Annotated in this window: 16 protein-coding genes; 11 read left to right on the top strand and 5 right to left on the bottom strand. The window is 58.8% G+C overall.

Annotated elements, in window-relative coordinates; translation table 11 throughout:
- Positions 1 to 70: 70 nt before the first annotated feature.
- Genes CAL20_RS10430 through CAL20_RS10405 form a run of 6 tightly spaced genes read left to right on the top strand, consistent with a single transcriptional unit; the run spans position 71 to position 7,173 of the window.
- Entirely contained in the window at positions 71 to 1,273 is a 1,203-nt protein-coding gene (locus CAL20_RS10430; protein ID WP_094820933.1) for a CaiB/BaiF CoA transferase family protein, read from the top strand.
- Positions 1,270 to 2,073 carry an enoyl-CoA hydratase/isomerase family protein gene (locus CAL20_RS10425; protein WP_094820932.1) on the top strand — a complete coding sequence of 268 codons (804 nt, stop codon included), beginning with the start codon at positions 1,270 to 1,272 and terminating at the stop codon, positions 2,071 to 2,073. The genes CAL20_RS10430 and CAL20_RS10425 overlap by 4 nt, the downstream gene beginning before the upstream one ends.
- Positions 2,074 to 2,096: 23 nt before the next feature.
- Positions 2,097 to 3,038 carry a hydroxymethylglutaryl-CoA lyase gene (locus tag CAL20_RS10420; protein ID WP_094837822.1) on the top strand — a complete coding sequence of 314 codons (942 nt, stop codon included), beginning with the start codon at positions 2,097 to 2,099 and terminating at the stop codon, positions 3,036 to 3,038.
- Between the two features lie 32 nt (positions 3,039 to 3,070).
- Complete coding sequence (locus CAL20_RS10415) at positions 3,071 to 4,264, top strand: acyl-CoA dehydrogenase family protein (protein WP_094820930.1); 1,194 nt, start codon at positions 3,071 to 3,073, stop codon at positions 4,262 to 4,264.
- A gap of 26 nt (positions 4,265 to 4,290) precedes the next feature.
- Positions 4,291 to 5,670 (top strand): MmgE/PrpD family protein, encoded by a 1,380-nt coding sequence (locus tag CAL20_RS10410; RefSeq protein ID WP_094837821.1) that lies wholly within the window; start codon positions 4,291 to 4,293, stop codon positions 5,668 to 5,670.
- Between the two features lie 3 nt (positions 5,671 to 5,673).
- Entirely contained in the window at positions 5,674 to 7,173 is a 1,500-nt protein-coding gene (locus CAL20_RS10405) for a class I adenylate-forming enzyme family protein (RefSeq protein WP_094820928.1), read from the top strand.
- A 7-nt stretch (positions 7,174 to 7,180) separates the two neighbouring features.
- Here CAL20_RS10405 and CAL20_RS10400 read toward each other — a convergent pair whose 3' ends face one another.
- Together CAL20_RS10400 and CAL20_RS10395 are read right to left on the bottom strand one after the other, a co-directional pair.
- Entirely contained in the window at positions 7,181 to 8,149 is a 969-nt protein-coding gene (locus CAL20_RS10400) for a Bug family tripartite tricarboxylate transporter substrate binding protein (RefSeq protein ID WP_094820927.1), read from the bottom strand.
- 208 nt (positions 8,150 to 8,357) lie between these two features.
- Entirely contained in the window at positions 8,358 to 9,323 is a 966-nt protein-coding gene (locus tag CAL20_RS10395; RefSeq protein WP_094820926.1) for a Bug family tripartite tricarboxylate transporter substrate binding protein, read from the bottom strand.
- A 489-nt stretch (positions 9,324 to 9,812) separates the two neighbouring features.
- On the opposite strand from CAL20_RS10395, the gene CAL20_RS10390 reads away from it, so the two are divergent.
- Positions 9,813 to 10,643, top strand: a complete 831-nt coding sequence (locus CAL20_RS10390) for a tripartite tricarboxylate transporter substrate-binding protein (RefSeq protein ID WP_176456481.1) — start codon at positions 9,813 to 9,815, stop codon at positions 10,641 to 10,643.
- Here the strand turns inward: CAL20_RS10390 and CAL20_RS10385 are convergent.
- Positions 10,630 to 11,589, bottom strand: a complete 960-nt coding sequence (locus tag CAL20_RS10385) for a LysR family transcriptional regulator (protein ID WP_094837820.1) — start codon at positions 11,587 to 11,589, stop codon at positions 10,630 to 10,632. The two genes, CAL20_RS10390 and CAL20_RS10385, sit on opposite strands and share 14 nt — an antisense overlap.
- 244 nt (positions 11,590 to 11,833) lie before the next feature.
- Here CAL20_RS10385 and CAL20_RS10380 point away from each other — a divergent pair, with 244 nt between their 5' ends.
- Together CAL20_RS10380 and CAL20_RS10375 are read left to right on the top strand one after the other, a co-directional pair.
- Positions 11,834 to 12,778 carry a Bug family tripartite tricarboxylate transporter substrate binding protein gene (locus tag CAL20_RS10380; RefSeq protein ID WP_176456480.1) on the top strand — a complete coding sequence of 315 codons (945 nt, stop codon included), beginning with the start codon at positions 11,834 to 11,836 and terminating at the stop codon, positions 12,776 to 12,778.
- A gap of 76 nt (positions 12,779 to 12,854) precedes the next feature.
- A complete protein-coding gene (locus CAL20_RS10375) occupies positions 12,855 to 13,514 on the top strand; it encodes an isochorismatase family protein (protein WP_094820922.1) in 660 nt (219 codons plus the stop codon).
- An 83-nt stretch (positions 13,515 to 13,597) separates the two neighbouring features.
- Here CAL20_RS10375 and CAL20_RS10370 read toward each other — a convergent pair whose 3' ends face one another.
- Positions 13,598 to 14,875 (bottom strand): amidase, encoded by a 1,278-nt coding sequence (locus CAL20_RS10370; protein ID WP_094820921.1) that lies wholly within the window; start codon positions 14,873 to 14,875, stop codon positions 13,598 to 13,600.
- Positions 14,876 to 15,054: 179 nt separating this feature from the next.
- A complete protein-coding gene (locus CAL20_RS10365) occupies positions 15,055 to 16,020 on the bottom strand; it encodes a LysR substrate-binding domain-containing protein (RefSeq protein WP_094820920.1) in 966 nt (321 codons plus the stop codon).
- A gap of 165 nt (positions 16,021 to 16,185) precedes the next feature.
- Between CAL20_RS10365 and CAL20_RS10360 the strand changes: the two genes are divergently transcribed.
- Both CAL20_RS10360 and CAL20_RS10355 read left to right on the top strand, forming a co-directional pair.
- The gene (locus tag CAL20_RS10360) at positions 16,186 to 17,196 is read left to right on the top strand and encodes a tripartite tricarboxylate transporter substrate binding protein (RefSeq protein ID WP_094837819.1); all 1,011 of its coding nucleotides are present in this window, start codon (positions 16,186 to 16,188) and stop codon (positions 17,194 to 17,196) included.
- Between the two features lie 40 nt (positions 17,197 to 17,236).
- Positions 17,237 to 17,707 carry a (2Fe-2S)-binding protein gene (locus tag CAL20_RS10355; RefSeq protein WP_094837818.1) on the top strand — a complete coding sequence of 157 codons (471 nt, stop codon included), beginning with the start codon at positions 17,237 to 17,239 and terminating at the stop codon, positions 17,705 to 17,707.

Raw genomic sequence — 17,707 nt, 5'->3', positions numbered from 1 at the left:
GTAATCAATGTACGTACATTAAATAAAACGCTTAACCCTCATACGAGGGGATAGGACGGAGACCTCATCCATGCAACAAACGAGTGCTGCCACCCATAGTGTGCCAGCCACGTCTCCCTTCAAGGGATTGGTCGTGGTTGAACTGGGCCATAGCGTGGCCGCTCCGTTTGCCGGGCAGATTTTCGGCGAATTGGGCGCGACAGTCATCAAGGTGGAAAAACACGACGGCGATGCCGCCCGGTCATGGGGCCCACCCTTTCAAGACGGTGCCTCCACCATGTTCCAGGCGCTCAATCGCAACAAGCAATCCGTCGTGTGCGACTTGCGCGACGCGGAGCAAACCGGCGCGCTCAAGCGTCTGATTGCCGAACGCGCGGACGTCGTGTTGCAGAATCTGCGTCCTGGGCAAGTTGAAACGCTGGGCCTGGATGGGGCCGCGTTGCTCGCGCTCAAGCCGTCTTTGATCTATTGCAACATGGGCGCGTTTGGGCACACCGGCCCATTACGCCATCGGCCCGGCTACGACCCCTTGATGCAGGCTTTCGGCGGCATCATGAGCACCACGGGCGAGGCCGGCCGCCCCTCGGTACGTGTCGGCGCGTCCATCGTCGACATGGGCACAGGCATGTGGGCCGTCATTGGTATTCTGGCTGCGCTCTGGCAGCGCCAGGCCACCGGCCAGGGCCGTATCGTCGATGTGTCGCTCTTCGAAACCGCCACCTCCTGGGTGTCGCTGATCGCCTCGCAGGTATTGGTCTCGGGTGAAGCGCCCTCGCGCTATGGCTCGGGCACGGCCAGCATCGTTCCCTACAAAGGCTACACCACCGCCGACGGTGAAATCGTCGTGGCAGCGGGCAGCGAAAGCCTGTTTCGCAGTCTGGCACGTACTGTGGGTCACCCCGAATGGATCACAGATCCGCGCTTTGCCGACAACCCCAGCCGCGTGCATCACCAGGACGCGTTGTACAGCATGCTCGACGAGATATTCGAACAGCATCCCACGCATTACTGGCTCGAAAAACTGGAAGCGGCCGGCCTGCCCTGCTCTCCAGTACATGACATGAATCAAATGCTGGCACACCCCCAGACCCAGGCTCTGGGCCTGGTGCAGCGCGTGCCAGACAGCGAGATGAACTTCATCGGCCTGCCGCTCAGTTTTGATGGACAGCGGCCACAACCGCGCTTTCGTCCGCCCACACTGGGACAGCATACCGAACAATTGTTGGGCCAGACTCTGTCGCACAAAACTGCCCCCACGGAGACACACTCATGAACCAGGCTTTTCCTCATTACGACACCCTGACCGTACACATGGAAAACGAGCACGTCTTGCTCGTCACGCTCAATCGTCCGCAGGTAGGCAACGCGCTCAATACTCAAATGGGCCATGATTTGCTGGATGTATGGAACCGGCTGACAGAGGACGCGGGCCCTGTGCGCTGCGTGGTGCTGACAGGTGCAGGCGAGCGTATTTTCTGCGGCGGCGGTGATCTGAAAGAGCGCAATGGCATGAGCCGCGAAGTCTGGCAACGCCAGCACGAATTATTCGAACGCATGTACTGGACGCTGGTGGATTTACCGCTGCCCGTGATTGCCGCTGTTAATGGACATGCCTATGCCGGTGGCCTGGAAATGGCGCTGTCCTGCGACTTTGTCTACGCCAGCCGTCAAGCGCGCTTTGCGCTGACCGAAGTGACCTTGGGCATCATGCCGGGCGCCGGCGGCACACAGAATCTGCCGCGTGCCATCGGCGAACGCCGCGCCAAAGAAATCCTGATGACGGGCCGCCCATTCGACGCACAACAAGGCCTGGATTGGGGATTGATCAATGCACTGCACGAACCTGCCCAGGTATTGCCAGCCGCGCTGGAGACAGCCAATGTCATCGCGGGCAATGCCCCGCTGTCCGTTCGTCAGATCAAGAAATCTGTGCGCTATGGCGGGCAAATGGAATTACGCACCGCATTCCGTTTCGAGATCGAAGCCTATAACCACCTGATCGACACCGATGATCGTCGCGAAGGCGTGTTGGCTTTCAATGAAAAACGCAAGCCGGTCTTTAAGGGCCGCTGATCCAACCGCCAAAGGAAAACATCATGTCCAGAGAAGTCATCCTGCGCGAAGTCGGCCTGCGCGATGGTCTGCAAAGCGTCTCGACGTTCGTCGACACCACCGACAAGATGGAATGGATACGGCGCGAGGCGGCTGCGGGAGTCAGCGAAATCGAAGTCACCTCCTATGTGCCGCCGAAGCTCCTGCCCCAGTTCGTCGATGCCGAGGCAGTCACCACGGAATCGCTGCGCATCCCTGGCCTGACCGTAGCCTCGCTAGTGCCGAACTCACGAGGTGCGCAACGCGGCATCGAATTAGGCGTGCACAAGATAAATTTCGTCATGTCGGTGAGCGAAACGCACAACATGAAAAACGTCCGCCGCAGCCGGGAAGAATCCCTGGCGGACTTCCGCAACATGGTCGAGCTCGCGCGCGCCCAGCCGCCGGCGCAACGGCCGGTACTCTGCGGTGGCTTGGCGACTGCGCTCGGTTGCTCGTACGAGGGTCGAGTTCCCGTGAAAGATGTGGTGCACTACGCAGTTGCGTTAGTCGAGGCCGGCGCCGACGAGTTGATCATTCCCGACACCGTGGGCTATGCCAACCCGGCGCTCGTACGCCAGGTGTTTAAAGCCGTTCTCGCCGAAGTCGGCGACGTGCCTGTGGCCGCTCATTTCCATGACACACGCGGCACCGGCTTGGCCAATCTATTGGCGGCCCTGGACTGTAGCGTACGGGCTTTCGATGCATCCCTTGGCGGCTTGGGCGGATGTCCTTTTGCGCCAGGCGCCACCGGCAACATCGTCATGGAAGACGCCGCCTACATGTTGGAATCCATGGGCATAGACACGGGCATCGACCTCTTGGCGCTATTAGAGGTCCGCAGTGTCCTGCAGCGCGCGCTGCCCGATGTGCCCCTTTATGGCGGCCTGCCGCGCGCGGGATTGCCGCGTGGTTTTGTCCCTGCCCGTCAAGCCCTCGCCGCCTGAATCATCGCCCCAAACTCATCTGACCACACGCTATGGACAACATCTCCTCCTCTCCAGAAGGCCTCACCCTGCCTTTGGGCGAAGACTTTCCCGATGTGCGCGACAGCGTACGACGCATTTGCGAGCAATTCCCAGGGGAATACTGGCGCCGCCTGGAAGAAGAAAACCGCTATCCAGACGAATTTGTCGCTGCACTGACGCAATCGGGATTCCTGGCAGCGCTCATCCCTGAAGAATACGAAGGCAGCGGCATGCCATTACGCGCCGCCGCCGTCATCCTCGAAGAAATCCACGCTGCCGGCTGCAATGCGGGCGCCTGCCACGCACAGATGTATACGATGGGCACGCTGCTGCGCCACGGCAGCGCTGAGCAAAAAGCACGCTATCTGCCCGCCATCGCACGCGGCGAACTGCGCCTGCAAGCCTTCGGCGTCACGGAGCCCACCAGCGGCACCGACACCACCCGCCTGAAGACCCGAGCCGTACGAGACGGCGACAGCTACGTCATCAATGGGCAGAAAGTCTGGACCTCTCGTGCCCTGCAATCCGATCTGATGCTGCTGCTGGCTCGCACCACCCCCTATGACGACGTGGCAAAGAAAGTCGATGGTCTTTCCGTCTTTCTCGTCGACATACGTGCTGCGTTGAATAATGGCATGGAAATCCGCCCGCTCAAAGCCATGATCAACCACAACACCACCGAGGTGTTTTTCGACAACCTGCGCATCCCGGCCGACAGCTTGATCGGCCAAGAAGGCCGCGGATTTCGCTACATCCTGGACGGCATGAACGCCGAACGCATCCTGGTTGCTTCCGAAGCCATCGGCGATGCACGCTGGTTCACACGCACATCAGTGGCCTACGCCAATGATCGACGTGTCTTTGACCGCCCCATTGGCCAAAACCAAGGCATCCAGTTCCCGATCGCACGTGCGTATGCGGAAACGCAGGCCGCCGACCTGATGCTGCGCAAGGCTGCCGCCTTGTTCCAGGCGGGCATCCCCTGCGGCGACGAAGCCAATATCGGAAAAATGCTGGCGTCCGAGGCCTCCTGGCATGCTGCCGAGGCTTGCCTGCAAACGCATGGCGGTTTCGGTTTCGCACGCGAGTACGACGTCGAGCGCAAATGGCGCGAAACCCGCCTGCTGCAGATCGCGCCCATCTCGACGAATTTGATCCTGTCGTACATCGGCCAGCACATTCTCGGCATGCCCCGCTCGTTTTGAGCACGAATGGATTCCACGGAGCTCTCATGCACGCACTCACTCAAGCGTTGGCGACGTACATCGCACAGCCTGAATTCGGCGCCCGCGAAAGCGAAGCCCTCGCCATCGCCCGTCAGGGCATGACCGACACCATCGCCGTCGCCCTCGCCGGACATCAGGAGCCAGTCGCGCGTATCGCGTTGGAGTATGCGCGGTCTACGCTAAAGTCCGGCGCACAGAGCGCTCCGCTATGGTTTGGCGGCGCGACGCTGCCATCGCCGCAAGCCGCATTCGTCAACGGCGTCGCGGGTCACGCACTGGATTACGACGACGTTGCGCTTTCCGGTCACCCCAGCACCGTGCTGACGCCAGCCATCCTCGCAGAAGGCCACGCCCGAGGCGCCTCGGGCGTCGAGTGTCTCCGCGCCTATGTCGTAGGCTATGAGGTCTGGGCGGAATTGGCCTCGCGCGAATCCGACCCGTATCACATCAAGGGATGGCATCCCACAGCGGTATTCGGCACCGTCGCCGCGACGGCAGCCTTGGCCTATCTGCGCAAACTGCCGGCCGCCGACATCGCTCGCGCATTGGCCATCAGCGCCAGCCTGGCCAGCGGCCTCGTGGCGAACTTCGGCACCATGACCAAACCACTGCACGCAGGCCGTGCCGGCGCCCTGGCTTTTGAAGCGGTCACGCTTGCCGGGCTGGGATTGAGCGCGGCAACCGACGCACTGGAGCATCATGCGGGGTTCCTGGCCGCCCTATCTCCGCACGGTCATGTCGATCGCGAGCGGCCCTATCGGCCCGGCGACCCACATATCCTGACCACGCGCCTGTCCATCAAGAAATACCCCGTCTGCTATTCCGGCCATCGCGTCATCGATGCCGTTATCGATATGGCAAACGCAGAAAACCTGGATGCCGCCAAAGTCGCGCGCATTACGGTGGGCATCGGCCCAGCCCAAGCCTCCATGCTGCGCAATGCGGCCCCCGTCACCGCATTGGAAGCCAAATTCAGCGCGCAGTTTGCCGTAGCCGCTGCGTTGCTGCGACGTAAAGTGAGGCTAGCGGAACTGAATGACGAATTTGTCAACGAGCCCGCCATGCACGAGCTCTATCGCAAAGTCGCCGTCGAGATCGTCAAGGCACCGGATCCAGAAGACGCCGCTTTCGCCCTATACGACACGGTCGCTATCGAAATGCAGGACGGCCGCATTCTCCGCTCAGGCGAAATCCGTTATCCGCGCGGACATGCTCATTTGCCGCTGACCGAAGCCGACTTGCGCACCAAATTCGATGACTGTCTTGCCGTATGGCGCGCTCAGGCCGGCACGAACGCCGGAGCAATCCCATCGGCTGGCACGCTCTATGATCGATTGACCAGCCTCGGTCAGATCGACAACATTCGCACCCTGTTTGGAAACTGACCAATGACGCGTACCGACGATATCCCCTGGTCGCTCGAACTCCATACCCTGGCCCAACGCTACCCTGAACAGGTGGCCGTCGACGACGGACGCGCTACCCTGACTTACGCGGCGCTCAACGCCCGCGCCCATGCGCTGGCTAACGCCTTGTTAAACGACGGCGCACAGCCAGGCGGCTGTGTCGGCATCTACTTGCCCAACGGTATCGATGCAGTCTGGGCAGATTACGGCGCCACCATCAGCGGCGTCTGCCTGGTGCATCTGAATGCCGCCTACACGCGTCAGGAAATTCAATGGGGGCAACAGTTGGCTCCCATGAGCCATATCATCACCAACCGCACCTATGCCGACACCGTACGCGATCTGGGAGCGCGGCTGATCCTGTGCGAGGACATCGCAACACTTCCCCATCCCGATGTGTTGCCCGCAGTTCGTGCCGATACGTGGGGCCGAATCATTTTCTCTTCGGGCACCACGGGCAAGCCCAAAGCACTGGTGTATGACCAAGGGCGCCGCTGGCTGGCAGCAGTTCTGCTGCGTGCCGTACTGCCCTTTACACCCGGCCCTGGATCACGCGTGCTGCTGATGACGCCCTATGTGCATGGGGCCTCGATGCAGGCGCGCGCATGGCTGGACTACGGCGGGACCGCGGTATTGCTCAATGGCGTCGACCTCGAGGCCGTGGGCCGCGAATTGCGCAGCGGCAAGCTCGACGCGATATTCGCCCCTCCTACCGTGCTTGCCAAACTGGCTGCGGCCTTCGAGGGCGAACACTTCCCCAACGTACGCTGTGTTTTCACCGGCACCCAGACGCTCACGCCCAGCCTGTATGCGCGTGCACGTGCGCTCTTTGGCCCCTGCGTACGCGTCACTTATGGCAAAAGCGAAAACGTCAACCCCATCACCGTACTGGATCCTGCCGCCACCGAAGCCTGCTTTGCATCCGATGGCGGCGAAGGCGCCTGCCTGGGCTGGCCTGCCCCGGGTGTCCAGCTGCGCATCAACTCGCACGACGAGATCGAACTACGCTCGTCGCACATGTATATCGGCCATATCGATCAAGACGGCTTCCACTCACCGGACGCCGATGGCTGGCATCGCACCGGCGACCTGGGCCGCATCGACGAACGAGGACGGCTGTGGCTGCTGGGCCGCATGGCCGACGTCATCAAGACGGGGGGCTATAAAGTCTATCCCGATGAAATCGAAGCCGCGCTCGCCGGCACACCAGGATGTGGCGACATCTGTGTCGTCGCATTGCCCTCCGACTACTGGGGCGAGACCATCGTCGCCGTCGCAGAGCGTGCCGAAGACATCTGGATAAATCATGCACGGCAGCAGATCGAGAGCCTTGCGCGCTACAAACATCCCCGCGCGCATATCGCCGTCGCTGCCCTGCCGCGCAACCCTCAAGGCAAAATCAGCCGACATGCCGTACGAGACCTGATACTGTCCGAATACGTACTGCACGACGGCCCCTATCCCACCCTGCAAAAACGTTGACAGGTGTTCAATCGACCTTGGCGTTAGAAGTCTTTACCGCTTTGCCCCATACGGAAATCTCCCGCGCGATGAATTCGCGCGTGTCTTCGGGGCTGACTGACACCGTGTCCGCTCCCAAGCCGGCGAGTTTATTCTGGATAGCCGGGCGGTTCACCACATCGCGCGTCACCGCGTTGAGCTTGTCTATGACGGGTTTAGGTGTGCCTGCGGGCGCCATCAAGACAATCCACGCTTGCGCTTCATAGCCTGGGACCCCTTCAACCGAGACAGGTTTCACGTCGGGAAACGCCCGGGCTGGCTCTCGGCCACCCACGGCTAATACCTTTAACGCACCAGACTCGACATGCGGTTTGATAGCAGGGCCGGCCTCAAACATCAGCGCCACATCGCCGCTCAACAGCCCCGTCAACGCCGCCGATGCGCCCCGATATGGCACATGCGTCATATTCAGTCCGGCTTGGCTCTTGAACATTTCCATCGCCAAATGGTTGGTCAATCCGCTGCCGCCCGAACCGTAGTTCAGTTGGCCGGGATGTTGCTTGATATAGTCCACCAACTCACGCACATTGTTGGCGGGGAAATCCTTGCGCACCACGAGAAACAGCGGCACCATCGCGACCAGCGCGACAGGCTCGTAGTCTTTCTGGGCATCGTATGGCAGCTTGCTATAGAGCCCGGGGTTGATCGCCATCGGTCCACTGGCCGTCATCAATAACGTATAGCCATCGGCCTCCGAGCGCTTGGCAGCCTCCATGCCGATGATGCCGCCCGCGCCGCCTCGGTTATCAACAAAAAAAGCCTGCCCCAAGGCGTCACTCAGTTCCTGTCCAACGGTACGGGCAATGACATCCGTCGTCTGCCCAGCCGGGTATGGCACGATCATCTTGACGCCGCGCTCGGGGTAGGCTGCATGCGCCGTCACCGTACCAATTCCCAATCCAACACCCAGCAATAACGCCGCTATTGCTCCACGCATCCTCTGCCTCCTTATTGGTGGTTTCGGGCGCTGATCTACGCCAACGTCCGTACATAAACATATCACTTATTAGAGATTATGTACGTACATTGTTATGACGCAGTGCGGCATTACTGAACACCAGGGGCTATACGGGCGTTGACTCCATAGTGATCGTCGCGGCATCAGACACAACCGGTCCGTTCCGCGAATCATTGGGCTGCAAGATTCAATCCACCGTCGCACCCGTGAACTTCACGATTTCTGCGTATCGTGCGATATCTTTACGCACGAATTCGCCGAGCTCCTCAGGCGTGCTGCTCACGGCAGTTGCCGCCTCGCCCTCTAGCAGCTTACGAAAATCCGGTGTATCCACTGCCTTGCGCGCGGCGCGGTTGAGCTCGGCTACTACCTTGGGCGACAATCCAGCCGGCCCAAACATCGCGAACCAGGCATTGGATTCGAATCCCTTGATCGTGTCGCCGATCGGCGGCACGCCCGGATACTGCTGCAGTTCGGCGGTGCTGGTCACGCCCAATGCTTTCAATGTCCCGCTCTTGACCGGCGACAAGGCATTCATCGAACTCGCAAACATCATATCCACCTGGCCGCCCAGCACATCCGTGAGTGCTGGCGCCGTCCCCTTGTAGGGCACGTTCAAGATGTCCAGCCCAGACATCATCTTCATCCGCTCGCCCGCCATATGCAACGACGAGCCTACAGCACCCAGCGCCATGGTGTATTTGCCGGGGTGCGCTTTCACCTCCTTAACAAACTCGGCCATGTTCTGCGCCGGAAAATCCTTGCGGGTGACCAAGACGCTGGGCACATTCGCCAGCATACTGATCGGCGTGAAATCCTTGATCGTGTCGAACGGCAGTTTGCGATACAGCGATGCGTTGATGGAAAAACTGGTGAATGTGACCAATAGCGTATTGCCATCGGCTTTGCTCTTGGCGACATAATCAGCCGCGATATTGCCGCCTGCGCCGGGTTTATTTTCAACCAACACGGTGCGCTTTAAATCCTGGCCCATGTGCTGCGCGATACTGCGCGCGACGGTGTCTGTCGTACCGCCTGGAGGCGCTCCTACGACGAGTTTGATCGTGTTGCTCTGCGCCAAAGTGGCTAGTGGCATGGCACAGGCCGCAATCATGGCACAGCGGCTCAGCCCATGGAAAACGGTATGCAGCATGGTGGTCTCCTCTTTTCATGTTGGTGTACGCCGCAAGCATAATGGCTAGCCGCCGCTCCAGAAATAGAACATTAGTCGTAGGACATAGAACAATCTGCGTGGCGGCAGGAGCGTACCGTAGCGGAGGCACGTCGGCATCAGGCGCTTGTCCCAAGCCCAATGTGATCCGTTCCTGCGTTTTCTCGCCGAAATCGTCCCAAAAATGGAATTTATTGCAAAATTAGCCTTTATAATTAAGAATTAACGCTCTGCTCCATAAACGGAACGAGTGCGAGCAGCAGAGAAATATCGCTTGACCTTCCCCCGAACCACCTTCTCGGCGATCCCACACCCATGCTGCCCAAGGTCTTTCTGCTTGCTTGCCGTACAACAGCGCTTTGTTTGGTAGCGCTACTAGCCTGTGGTTGGCCTGCTCAATCTCGTGCTGACTACCCGGATCGGTCGATCGTCATCATGGTCGGTTTCGCACCCGGAGGCGGAACTGATACCGTGGCGCGCGTACTAGCGCGCGAACTCGGGAGTCAACTCAAACAATCGGTCGTCGTCGAAAACAAGCCAGGCGCCGCCGGCGCGATAGCGGCGGCACAAGTGTCCCGAGCACCGGCTGACGGCTATACGTTATTGCTTTCCGACCCCGCATTCGTTGTCAATACCGCCTTGACCGACAACATCGGCTATGACCTAAAGAATGGTTTTGCGCCTGTGTCGACGGTGACCATGTCTCCCCTCGTGCTCGTCGTCCCGCCATCATCTAAAGCCAGCAACGTCGCTAATTTGTCCACGATTGCCAGTCAACAGCCAGGCGGTCTGAATTTCGCCTCGTCGGGCGTCGGTACCACACCTCATCTGGCTGCCGAAATGCTGCGATTTGCCACGAATGCGCCATTTACTCACGTGCCCTATAAAAGCACGGCCCTGGCCATGACCGATCTGGCTGCGGGCCAACTGGATTTCTCGTTCGCTACCATCGCCTCCGCAAAGCCCTTCATTCAGAAAAACTCAGTACGCGTGATTGCTACGACAGGATTGAAACGCAGTAGTCTATTCCCGGATATACCGACCGTCGCGGAACGTTTTCCGAACTTTGAAGTACAGTTTTGGACGGGTTTGTTTGCCCCGGCAGGCACTCCGCCCGACATCGTCAACCGTTTAAACAGCGCAGTGAAAGCGGCTCTGTCCAACCCAGAGGCCATTAAATCGCTGGAGCAAACGGGCGGAATCGCCACCCATTTGTCTGTCGAGAAGTCGACTCAATTCTTTGATTCGGAACTTCAGCGATGGACCGCACTTATCCAGAAAGCAAAGATCAAGCCTGAATAACAGACGGAAGAAAATCTGTTCCGATCCTGGTCGTCAGGGATGGCTGCCGAGTCGCCGCCATAACGATGGCACGTTCGATCAGCCACACAAACAAAGGGTCCATCCATGGTTGCCTTCCGTCTCCCGTCGCGCGGGTCACAACGTTGAGTGTGCTCTTTAAGACCCCTCCTTCTATGCGACGTCCCGCCAACCGTCCCGCCTTGATCTCGTGAGCAATACTGCCGTACGGCAACACACTGCATGCCGTGCCGCGCAACAGCAGATCCCGAATACCGGCGATAGACTGCAACTCATAGCGCACGGTGAGGTCCTCTGGCGTGCGTCCAGCAGCGTGTGCCAACACCCTTCGCCCGATATCCTGGGACGATCCCAACGCTAAATCACGGCTCAGAATGTATGCGAGGTCTACGGTGGCAGCATCGGGCGCGATATCGGGGCGGCATGCGAATAGCATTTCTTCTTCCATGACAGCGGTCAGTGACAGCGCCGAACGGGGCACGATGTCGTACGCCAACGCCACATCGAGCTCGCCGGCCTCTACCGCCGTCGCCAATCTGAAACTGGGCTCTTCCCATAGGCGCAGATGGCTGCCGGCAGCGTACTCACCGAATGCGAGCTGCAGATCCGTACCCATCAACAGCGTCAGACTGGGCGTGAGTCCCAACGTCAATGTCTGCGATGCACCCTTGCCCAATGCAGCCACCTCGCGCTGGGTACGCTCGACCAGATCAATGATCTCCAGACTGCGGGCGTATAGCCGCTCGCCTGCCTGTGTGGGATTGACGCCTCGGGAATGACGATCCAGCAACGACACATCCAGCTCGGCCTCCAACGCGCGGATATGTTGGCCCAACGCGGGCTGCGCCATATGCAGGCGTTCCGCCGCGCGCGTGACGTTGCGCTGTTCGACGGCGGCAACAAAACAACGAAGCTGTCGGAGATTCATAGCCTCAGCAGAATCAATATAGCTGGTTCAAGGATGAAGCATCCATACGATGCCGAAAACGTCGAGCCGACAAAGACGAAATGGCAGCAGGCATATCAAAGTCTTCTCGCTCTCAAATGAAAACAGTCTTGGACAGTGTTGCCACCCCTCATTTCAAATAGTGCTAGCCAATCGTGATCATCAATGGGAGAGTCCTGTGTATTGGAACCGAATCCTCAATGTTTGTGTAGCGGTATTAGCACTAATGGGAAGCCAAGCCACATCACCGGTCCAGGCGGAGCCCAAAGCCTACCCTACCCACGCGGTCCGTATCGTCGACGCCTTTCCCGCCGGCGGCAGCACCGATTACCTGGCACGCCAAATCGCCACACGTACGGGCAATGAATGGAATGTCCCGGTCGTGGTGGAAAACCGTAGCGGTGCTGCGGGCCAGATTGGGACAGGTAGCGTAGCCCGCTCCGAGCCTGATGGATATACGCTGCTCGTCATACCGAACGAATTATGGTCCGTCGCGCCAGTTCTCTACGGCAAACGCCTGCCCTACGATACGCATAAGCAGCTCATGCCGGTCGCGCCGGTCGCCCAGGTACCCATCGTGGTCTCGGTGAACTCGTCCCTGCCGGTGTCGAACATCAAAGAGTTCATCGCCTATGCCAAAGCACATCCAGGCCAATTGACTTTTGGGTCGGCAGGCATTGGCAGCATCCATCACCTAGCGGCCGAGTACTTTGCGGCGAAATCTGGGGTTCCTCTGATGCACGTGCCATATCAAGGCACAGCGCCCGCAGTCAACGATTTGCTGGGAGGACAAATTTCAGTCGTGTTCTCACCGATCAGCTCTGTCCTGTCTCATATTCAAGCGGGGAAACTCAAAGCAATCGCGGTAGCGGGCGAAAAACGAGCATTGGCGCTACCGGATGTCCCCACCGTGGCTGAATCCGGCGTGCCCGACTACACGACCACATTCCGCGTCAGCCTGTTAGCCCCACGTGGCATTCCCGACGACGTACGCCAAAAATGGTTCGATCAAGTACGCAAGGTAACGACCTCAGATGACGTACGGCAGGCGTTGGCAGTGCAGGGAATCGAACCCGATGTCATCGACTATGCCGCCTGGCTAAAACGCTTTGACCAGGACGCCGAACAATGGAAAAAGGTAATCCAGCAAGCAAATATCCGGGTGGAATAATTCACGCCGGCTAGGCGATAACTGGAGCCCCTATGGCGATTAGCTCCCCATGAGCTGTTAACGGAGATGAAACACAATGAATGATCTGGCCAATAGCCTGGATTCCCGTGATGCAGAGTTCTTTCAAAAGCGAGGCTTTGGAGGCCGTCTTGGATTTGGAACAAAACCTGCATTGATTGTCATCGACCTGAGCAATGGCTTCACCGACCCATCTCAACCTCTGGGATCAGACTTGAGCAAGCAGATCGACGTCACGAATAAACTGACCCGAGTGGCACGCCAGAAGCACATTCCTGTCATTCTCAGCATGGTTCGATACGAAGACGCGAAACTGCGTGACGCGGGGATCTGGCATCAGAAAATGCGCGGACAATCTACCCTGCATATCGATGGCGAGGGCTATCAGCTCGACCGCCGTCTGGAACGCGCGGATGACGACGTGCTGCTTTACAAAAAATACGCGTCCTGCTTTTTTGGTTCGGACCTCATGTCACGCCTGGTCAATCGAGGTATCGATACGCTGATCATGACCGGCACTGCAACGAGCGGCTGCGTACGCGCAACGGCTGTAGATGCGGTTCAATTGGGGTTCAGACCCATCGTGGTCGCCGAAGGCGTGGGTGACCGCTCTGCCGCATCACATCAACAAAGCCTGTTCGACATTGATACCAAGTATGGTGACGTTGTGAGCGTAGCGGAAACGATCAAGTATCTCGAAACGGTTGATATGAAGTGAGCGCTTTAGGAAGTGCGCGCGATTATTTGAAGTGCGCGCACTTCTATATGGGCTAGCAAATTTAGTTGTGGACGTTATTTGGATTATTCTCCGGTCAACAACATCCCGTGCAGTGCAGTAGCCCACGACAATAGCTGGTGATCAGACTCATAGCGCCCGACCAGTTGCACGCCTATCGGCAAGCCGGCATCCTCAGTATCCATAGGTAGATGCAGACAAGGCCAACCCAGTGCGGACCAGATCCGATTGAATGCCGACGTCCCCGTGCTGGCCAGCCCTTGCGGGGCAACCCCAGGCGTACTCGGCGTCACAAGCAGATCGGCATCGCCGATCAGTTCAGCCCATCGATCCCGCCAATAAAGTTGAGCGTGGCGCTGGGCGAGATAGTCTTGCGCAGCAATGTTGAACCCTTTGCGTACCGTCTCCAGCAGGCTGGCACTGACCTGGTCAGGGCAACGCTGTACAACGGGGCTCAAGCTGCGCGCGAATTCATAATGCATGATTGTCGCGTGGATCTCCGCGATTTCCGAGGCTCGATCAAAGGGCACATCGACGCAACGGATCCCGTGGCGCTCGAAAGCCTCGCGAGCGGCCGCTAATGCACGTTCACTCGCCTTCTCGAGCAGATTATCCGGATCGCCGCGCACAATGGCTACGGTGCGCGGCGGCGTAGCCACCCCAGCATCGGGCCGAGGATACGGTAACAAGACATCGGCCAACAGACGCGTATCCGCCACCGATCGTGTATGCCAGCCGATCACATCTAGCGATTCACACGTCTGACGCAGCCCGTCCCGGAATACGGCGCCAAACGAAGGCTTGAATCCCACCACCCCGCAATAGGCTGCGGGCCGGATGATGGACCCACCGGTTTGCGTACCCAACGCAAAAGGAATCATGCCCGCCGCCACGGCAGCGGCCGATCCACTGGAAGAGCCTCCCGGGGAATGCCCCGGGGCCCTGGGATTCTGTGTCGGCCCTGGTCGGCGAAAAGCGTATTCTGCGGTCACGACCTTGCCCACCGGCACTGCGCCCGCCCGTCTCAGCAACGCGACACAACTGGCATCGAAAGCACGCGGTACATCCGGTTCGGCAGTAGACCCGCAACGAGTAGGCATGCCTGCCACGTCGATGACGTCTTTGACGGCGAAAGGCACGCCTGCCAGCGGCAAGTCGGCAGGCATGGTTGACGCTGCCTCACGCAGCGTCTCGGCGTTCTCGATATATATCCAGGCCTGTACCTGGGCATCACGTTCACCGATGCGGGCTAATGCCTCGTTCATTGCCGCCTCGCGACCATCAACGGTCCTCGAGACAATCTCATGCAATGTCGATGCCAATTCCAGGCCGGGTTTTTCCATAGCAGCAAATGTCCGCAGCGTAGTGCCGGTGCCAGCGTTGCGGTGCCTGGCCTAGGGTGATAGCGCACCACCGACCGATTGTTAGGGTGATCTGGAAATATACCAAATTTGGTACACACCCTATAAACACGGTAAACCCTGGTATTTCCCATTGGCGCTTGGCATGAAAAATTTTCTATTTATTTTTGTTGATGGGCGGGCTCTGCATCATCTATGAATGCCTTGCCGAGCCAATCGGTAAATGCACGGATGCGCGGCGTATTTCCCCTGCGCGTCAGCAGGTAATACGAGGCATCGAACGGCACCGTAACGGCAAACGGCACGATCAATGCCCCTCTGGCGAGTTCGGCGCGGCAAAGCTCGGGAGTACTGACCAGCAGCCCCTCACCACGGACCGCCGCCTCGATGGCCAAGGCCGCATGAGTGAACCGGTGTCCGCCCTCAGGCGTGGCGGGCTCCAGATCCGCAGCGCGCAGCCATTGTTCCCAGAATGACATCGTGCCGTATTTCACGCCCCGCTCGTCATGCAGCCAGGGAAAGTTGAACACATCCGCTGGCGACTGCAATGCACGCCCGCGCTCCAACAACGCCGGACTGCACATCAGCGCCAGCGACAGCGGCACGATCTCACAGATTTCTACATCCAGCTCGGGCCTGTCGCCATAAACAATCACGACATCGGCATTCTCTACCCAGTCCTGCAAGGTGGCGGCTTCGTCCCGTGCCGACCGCAGCGACAAACCGGGCTCGCGCATACGGGTGGTGACGTTTAAATCAACCTCGGGATGCAACGCCAGAAACTGATGAGTGATAGGCATGAGGAGCCTGAGCGTAAAGGATGGCGGCGCGCTCAGCGACAGAACCCCGACCTCGCGAAACTCCGCCAACACATCCATCGCCTCGCTCAACCCTTCGAATCCCCGCCGTAGAGACGGCAGACAGCTTTTCCCGGCTGCGGTCAGGATCAGGCTGCGATGCCCTCTATCGAACAGCTTGACGCCGAGCACGGCCTCGAGCTGCTGGATCTGATGACCGACAGCGGTAGGCGTGACATGCAGTTCCGCAGCCGCAGCCTTGAAGCTCATATGACGTGCGGCCATCTCGAAGGCGCGCAAAGCCGTGAGCGGAAGCTGGGAAATATGCATGGTTGAGATGAAAAAAATTTAGCCAAACCCAAGAATAAATCGTTTGACCCATTTTTGGTACATCCGTATTGTTGCGGTACTGATTTACACCGGAAATTTTCGTCTTGACTCGCCACAGAAGAACGCGAGCGTTGAGGGGACGATAACTGTCTATCGGAGTGACGAATGTCCAAATTTCTATCTTGCTGTATCAGCCGCCGTACCTTTTTTTCGGCCTCGCTGGCTGTCGCATTCGCGGCAACTGCCGCTCTACCCGCCACCGCTGTCGCAGCGGAAAATAACTATCCAAAAGATCGGCCCATCACATTGGTCGTCGGATATCCCCCTGGCGGAGGTGTCGATTCGGTCACCCGTCTGTTGGCCCGGCAACTCGAGCAATCGCTGGGTCAAACGGTGGTCGTGGAAAATCGGCCAGGCGCGGGCAGCATCATCGGAACCAACACCGTCACGCGCGCCAAACCCGACGGCTACACGCTACTGGTGGCAGACCCTGCGCTGATTATCAATCCGAGCCTGATGAAGTCGGTGTCATATGTGTATGAGCGCGATTTAGTGCCCGTATCAATGATCACCAAATCACCGCTGGCATTGGCCGTGCCCGTATCGTCGCCCGTAAAAACGCTGGCGGATCTGATCCAGGCAGGCAAAGACGGTAGTAAGTCGTTGAATTTCGCGTCCGCTGGACTAGGCACGACGCCGCACATGGCCGGTGAATTACTGAAACTGCAGACGTCGAGCAATTTCACGCATATCCCCTATAAGGGCAGCGGCCCCGCCATGACAGACCTGATTTCCGGTCAGGTCGACTTCGCTTTTGCTACGTTGCCCGCCACGACTCAGTATCTGTCCCAGGAACGTCTGCGCGGCTTGGCGGTGACATCTGCTGAACGCAGCAAATTTTTACCCAAGATCCCGACCGTCGCTGAGACGCTGCCCGGATTTGACGTGTATTTCTGGACGGGATTGTTCGCTCCCGCAGGGACACCTGCCCCCATTCTGGAAACGCTCAACGCCGCGGTGAAAAAGGCCTTGGAAAGCGACACGATGAGATCCAGTCTGGACCGTACGGGTGAAACTGGCTCTTATATGTCCCTCGCCGACACCAAACAGTTTGTCAATGACGAGTCTGTCATGTGGGCGAAAGTCATCAAAGACGGCAAGATCAAAGTGGATTGAGCGGGACAAGCAACCAACAGACAGCCTCCCGAAAAATGCTATGCAGTTTGATTTGAATGTGAATAACACGGCAGTGCGCGTGGACGTGGAGGCCGACACGCCGCTGCTCTATGTGTTGCGCAACGATCTGGAGCTGAATGGCCCCAAGTATGGCTGTGGCCTGGGTGAATGCGGCACTTGCACCGTTCTCATCAATGGCGCGCCCGCGCGGTCCTGTGTGGTGCCAGTCAAAGCCGCATCGGGCCGTGCTGTCACGACACTGGAAGGCCTGTCTACACCAGACGAACTCAGCGTCGTACAACAGGCTTTCATTGACGCACAAGCGGCGCAATGCGGCTACTGCGTCAATGGCATGATCATTTCCGCACACGCACTGCTCAGCCGCAATCCCCGTCCTAGCCAATCAGAGATAGAAGACGCATTGCGCTACAACCTCTGTCGCTGCGGCACTCACCGGGAAATCATTGAGGCCGTGCAGTTGGCCGCGCGCCGCCTGGCGGGGGAAAACTAA

The sequence above is a fragment of the Bordetella genomosp. 4 genome, from assembly GCF_002261185.1.
GTDB lineage: Bacteria > Pseudomonadota > Gammaproteobacteria > Burkholderiales > Burkholderiaceae_B > Bordetella_A.
Note: the sequence above shows the minus strand (reverse complement) of the source record. Positions and strands in the feature narration are given on the sequence as shown.

Bases quoted from the DNA above. Each gene is read 5' to 3' on its own strand.
- CAL20_RS10430 (WP_094820933.1), top strand. From the start codon at position 71: ATGCAACAAACGAGTGCTGCCACCCATAGTGTGCCAGCCACGTCTCCC.
- CAL20_RS10425 (WP_094820932.1), top strand. From the start codon at position 1,270: ATGAACCAGGCTTTTCCTCATTACGACACCCTGACCGTACACATGGAA.
- CAL20_RS10420 (WP_094837822.1), top strand. From the start codon at position 2,097: ATGTCCAGAGAAGTCATCCTGCGCGAAGTCGGCCTGCGCGATGGTCTG.
- CAL20_RS10415 (WP_094820930.1), top strand. From the start codon at position 3,071: ATGGACAACATCTCCTCCTCTCCAGAAGGCCTCACCCTGCCTTTGGGC.
- CAL20_RS10410 (WP_094837821.1), top strand. From the start codon at position 4,291: ATGCACGCACTCACTCAAGCGTTGGCGACGTACATCGCACAGCCTGAA.
- CAL20_RS10405 (WP_094820928.1), top strand. From the start codon at position 5,674: ATGACGCGTACCGACGATATCCCCTGGTCGCTCGAACTCCATACCCTG.
- CAL20_RS10400 (WP_094820927.1), bottom strand. From the start codon at position 8,149: ATGCGTGGAGCAATAGCGGCGTTATTGCTGGGTGTTGGATTGGGAATT.
- CAL20_RS10395 (WP_094820926.1), bottom strand. From the start codon at position 9,323: ATGCTGCATACCGTTTTCCATGGGCTGAGCCGCTGTGCCATGATTGCG.
- CAL20_RS10385 (WP_094837820.1), bottom strand. From the start codon at position 11,589: ATGAATCTCCGACAGCTTCGTTGTTTTGTTGCCGCCGTCGAACAGCGC.
- CAL20_RS10380 (WP_176456480.1), top strand. From the start codon at position 11,834: ATGGGAAGCCAAGCCACATCACCGGTCCAGGCGGAGCCCAAAGCCTAC.
- CAL20_RS10375 (WP_094820922.1), top strand. From the start codon at position 12,855: ATGAATGATCTGGCCAATAGCCTGGATTCCCGTGATGCAGAGTTCTTT.
- CAL20_RS10370 (WP_094820921.1), bottom strand. From the start codon at position 14,875: ATGGAAAAACCCGGCCTGGAATTGGCATCGACATTGCATGAGATTGTC.
- CAL20_RS10365 (WP_094820920.1), bottom strand. From the start codon at position 16,020: ATGCATATTTCCCAGCTTCCGCTCACGGCTTTGCGCGCCTTCGAGATG.
- CAL20_RS10360 (WP_094837819.1), top strand. From the start codon at position 16,186: ATGTCCAAATTTCTATCTTGCTGTATCAGCCGCCGTACCTTTTTTTCG.
- CAL20_RS10355 (WP_094837818.1), top strand. From the start codon at position 17,237: ATGCAGTTTGATTTGAATGTGAATAACACGGCAGTGCGCGTGGACGTG.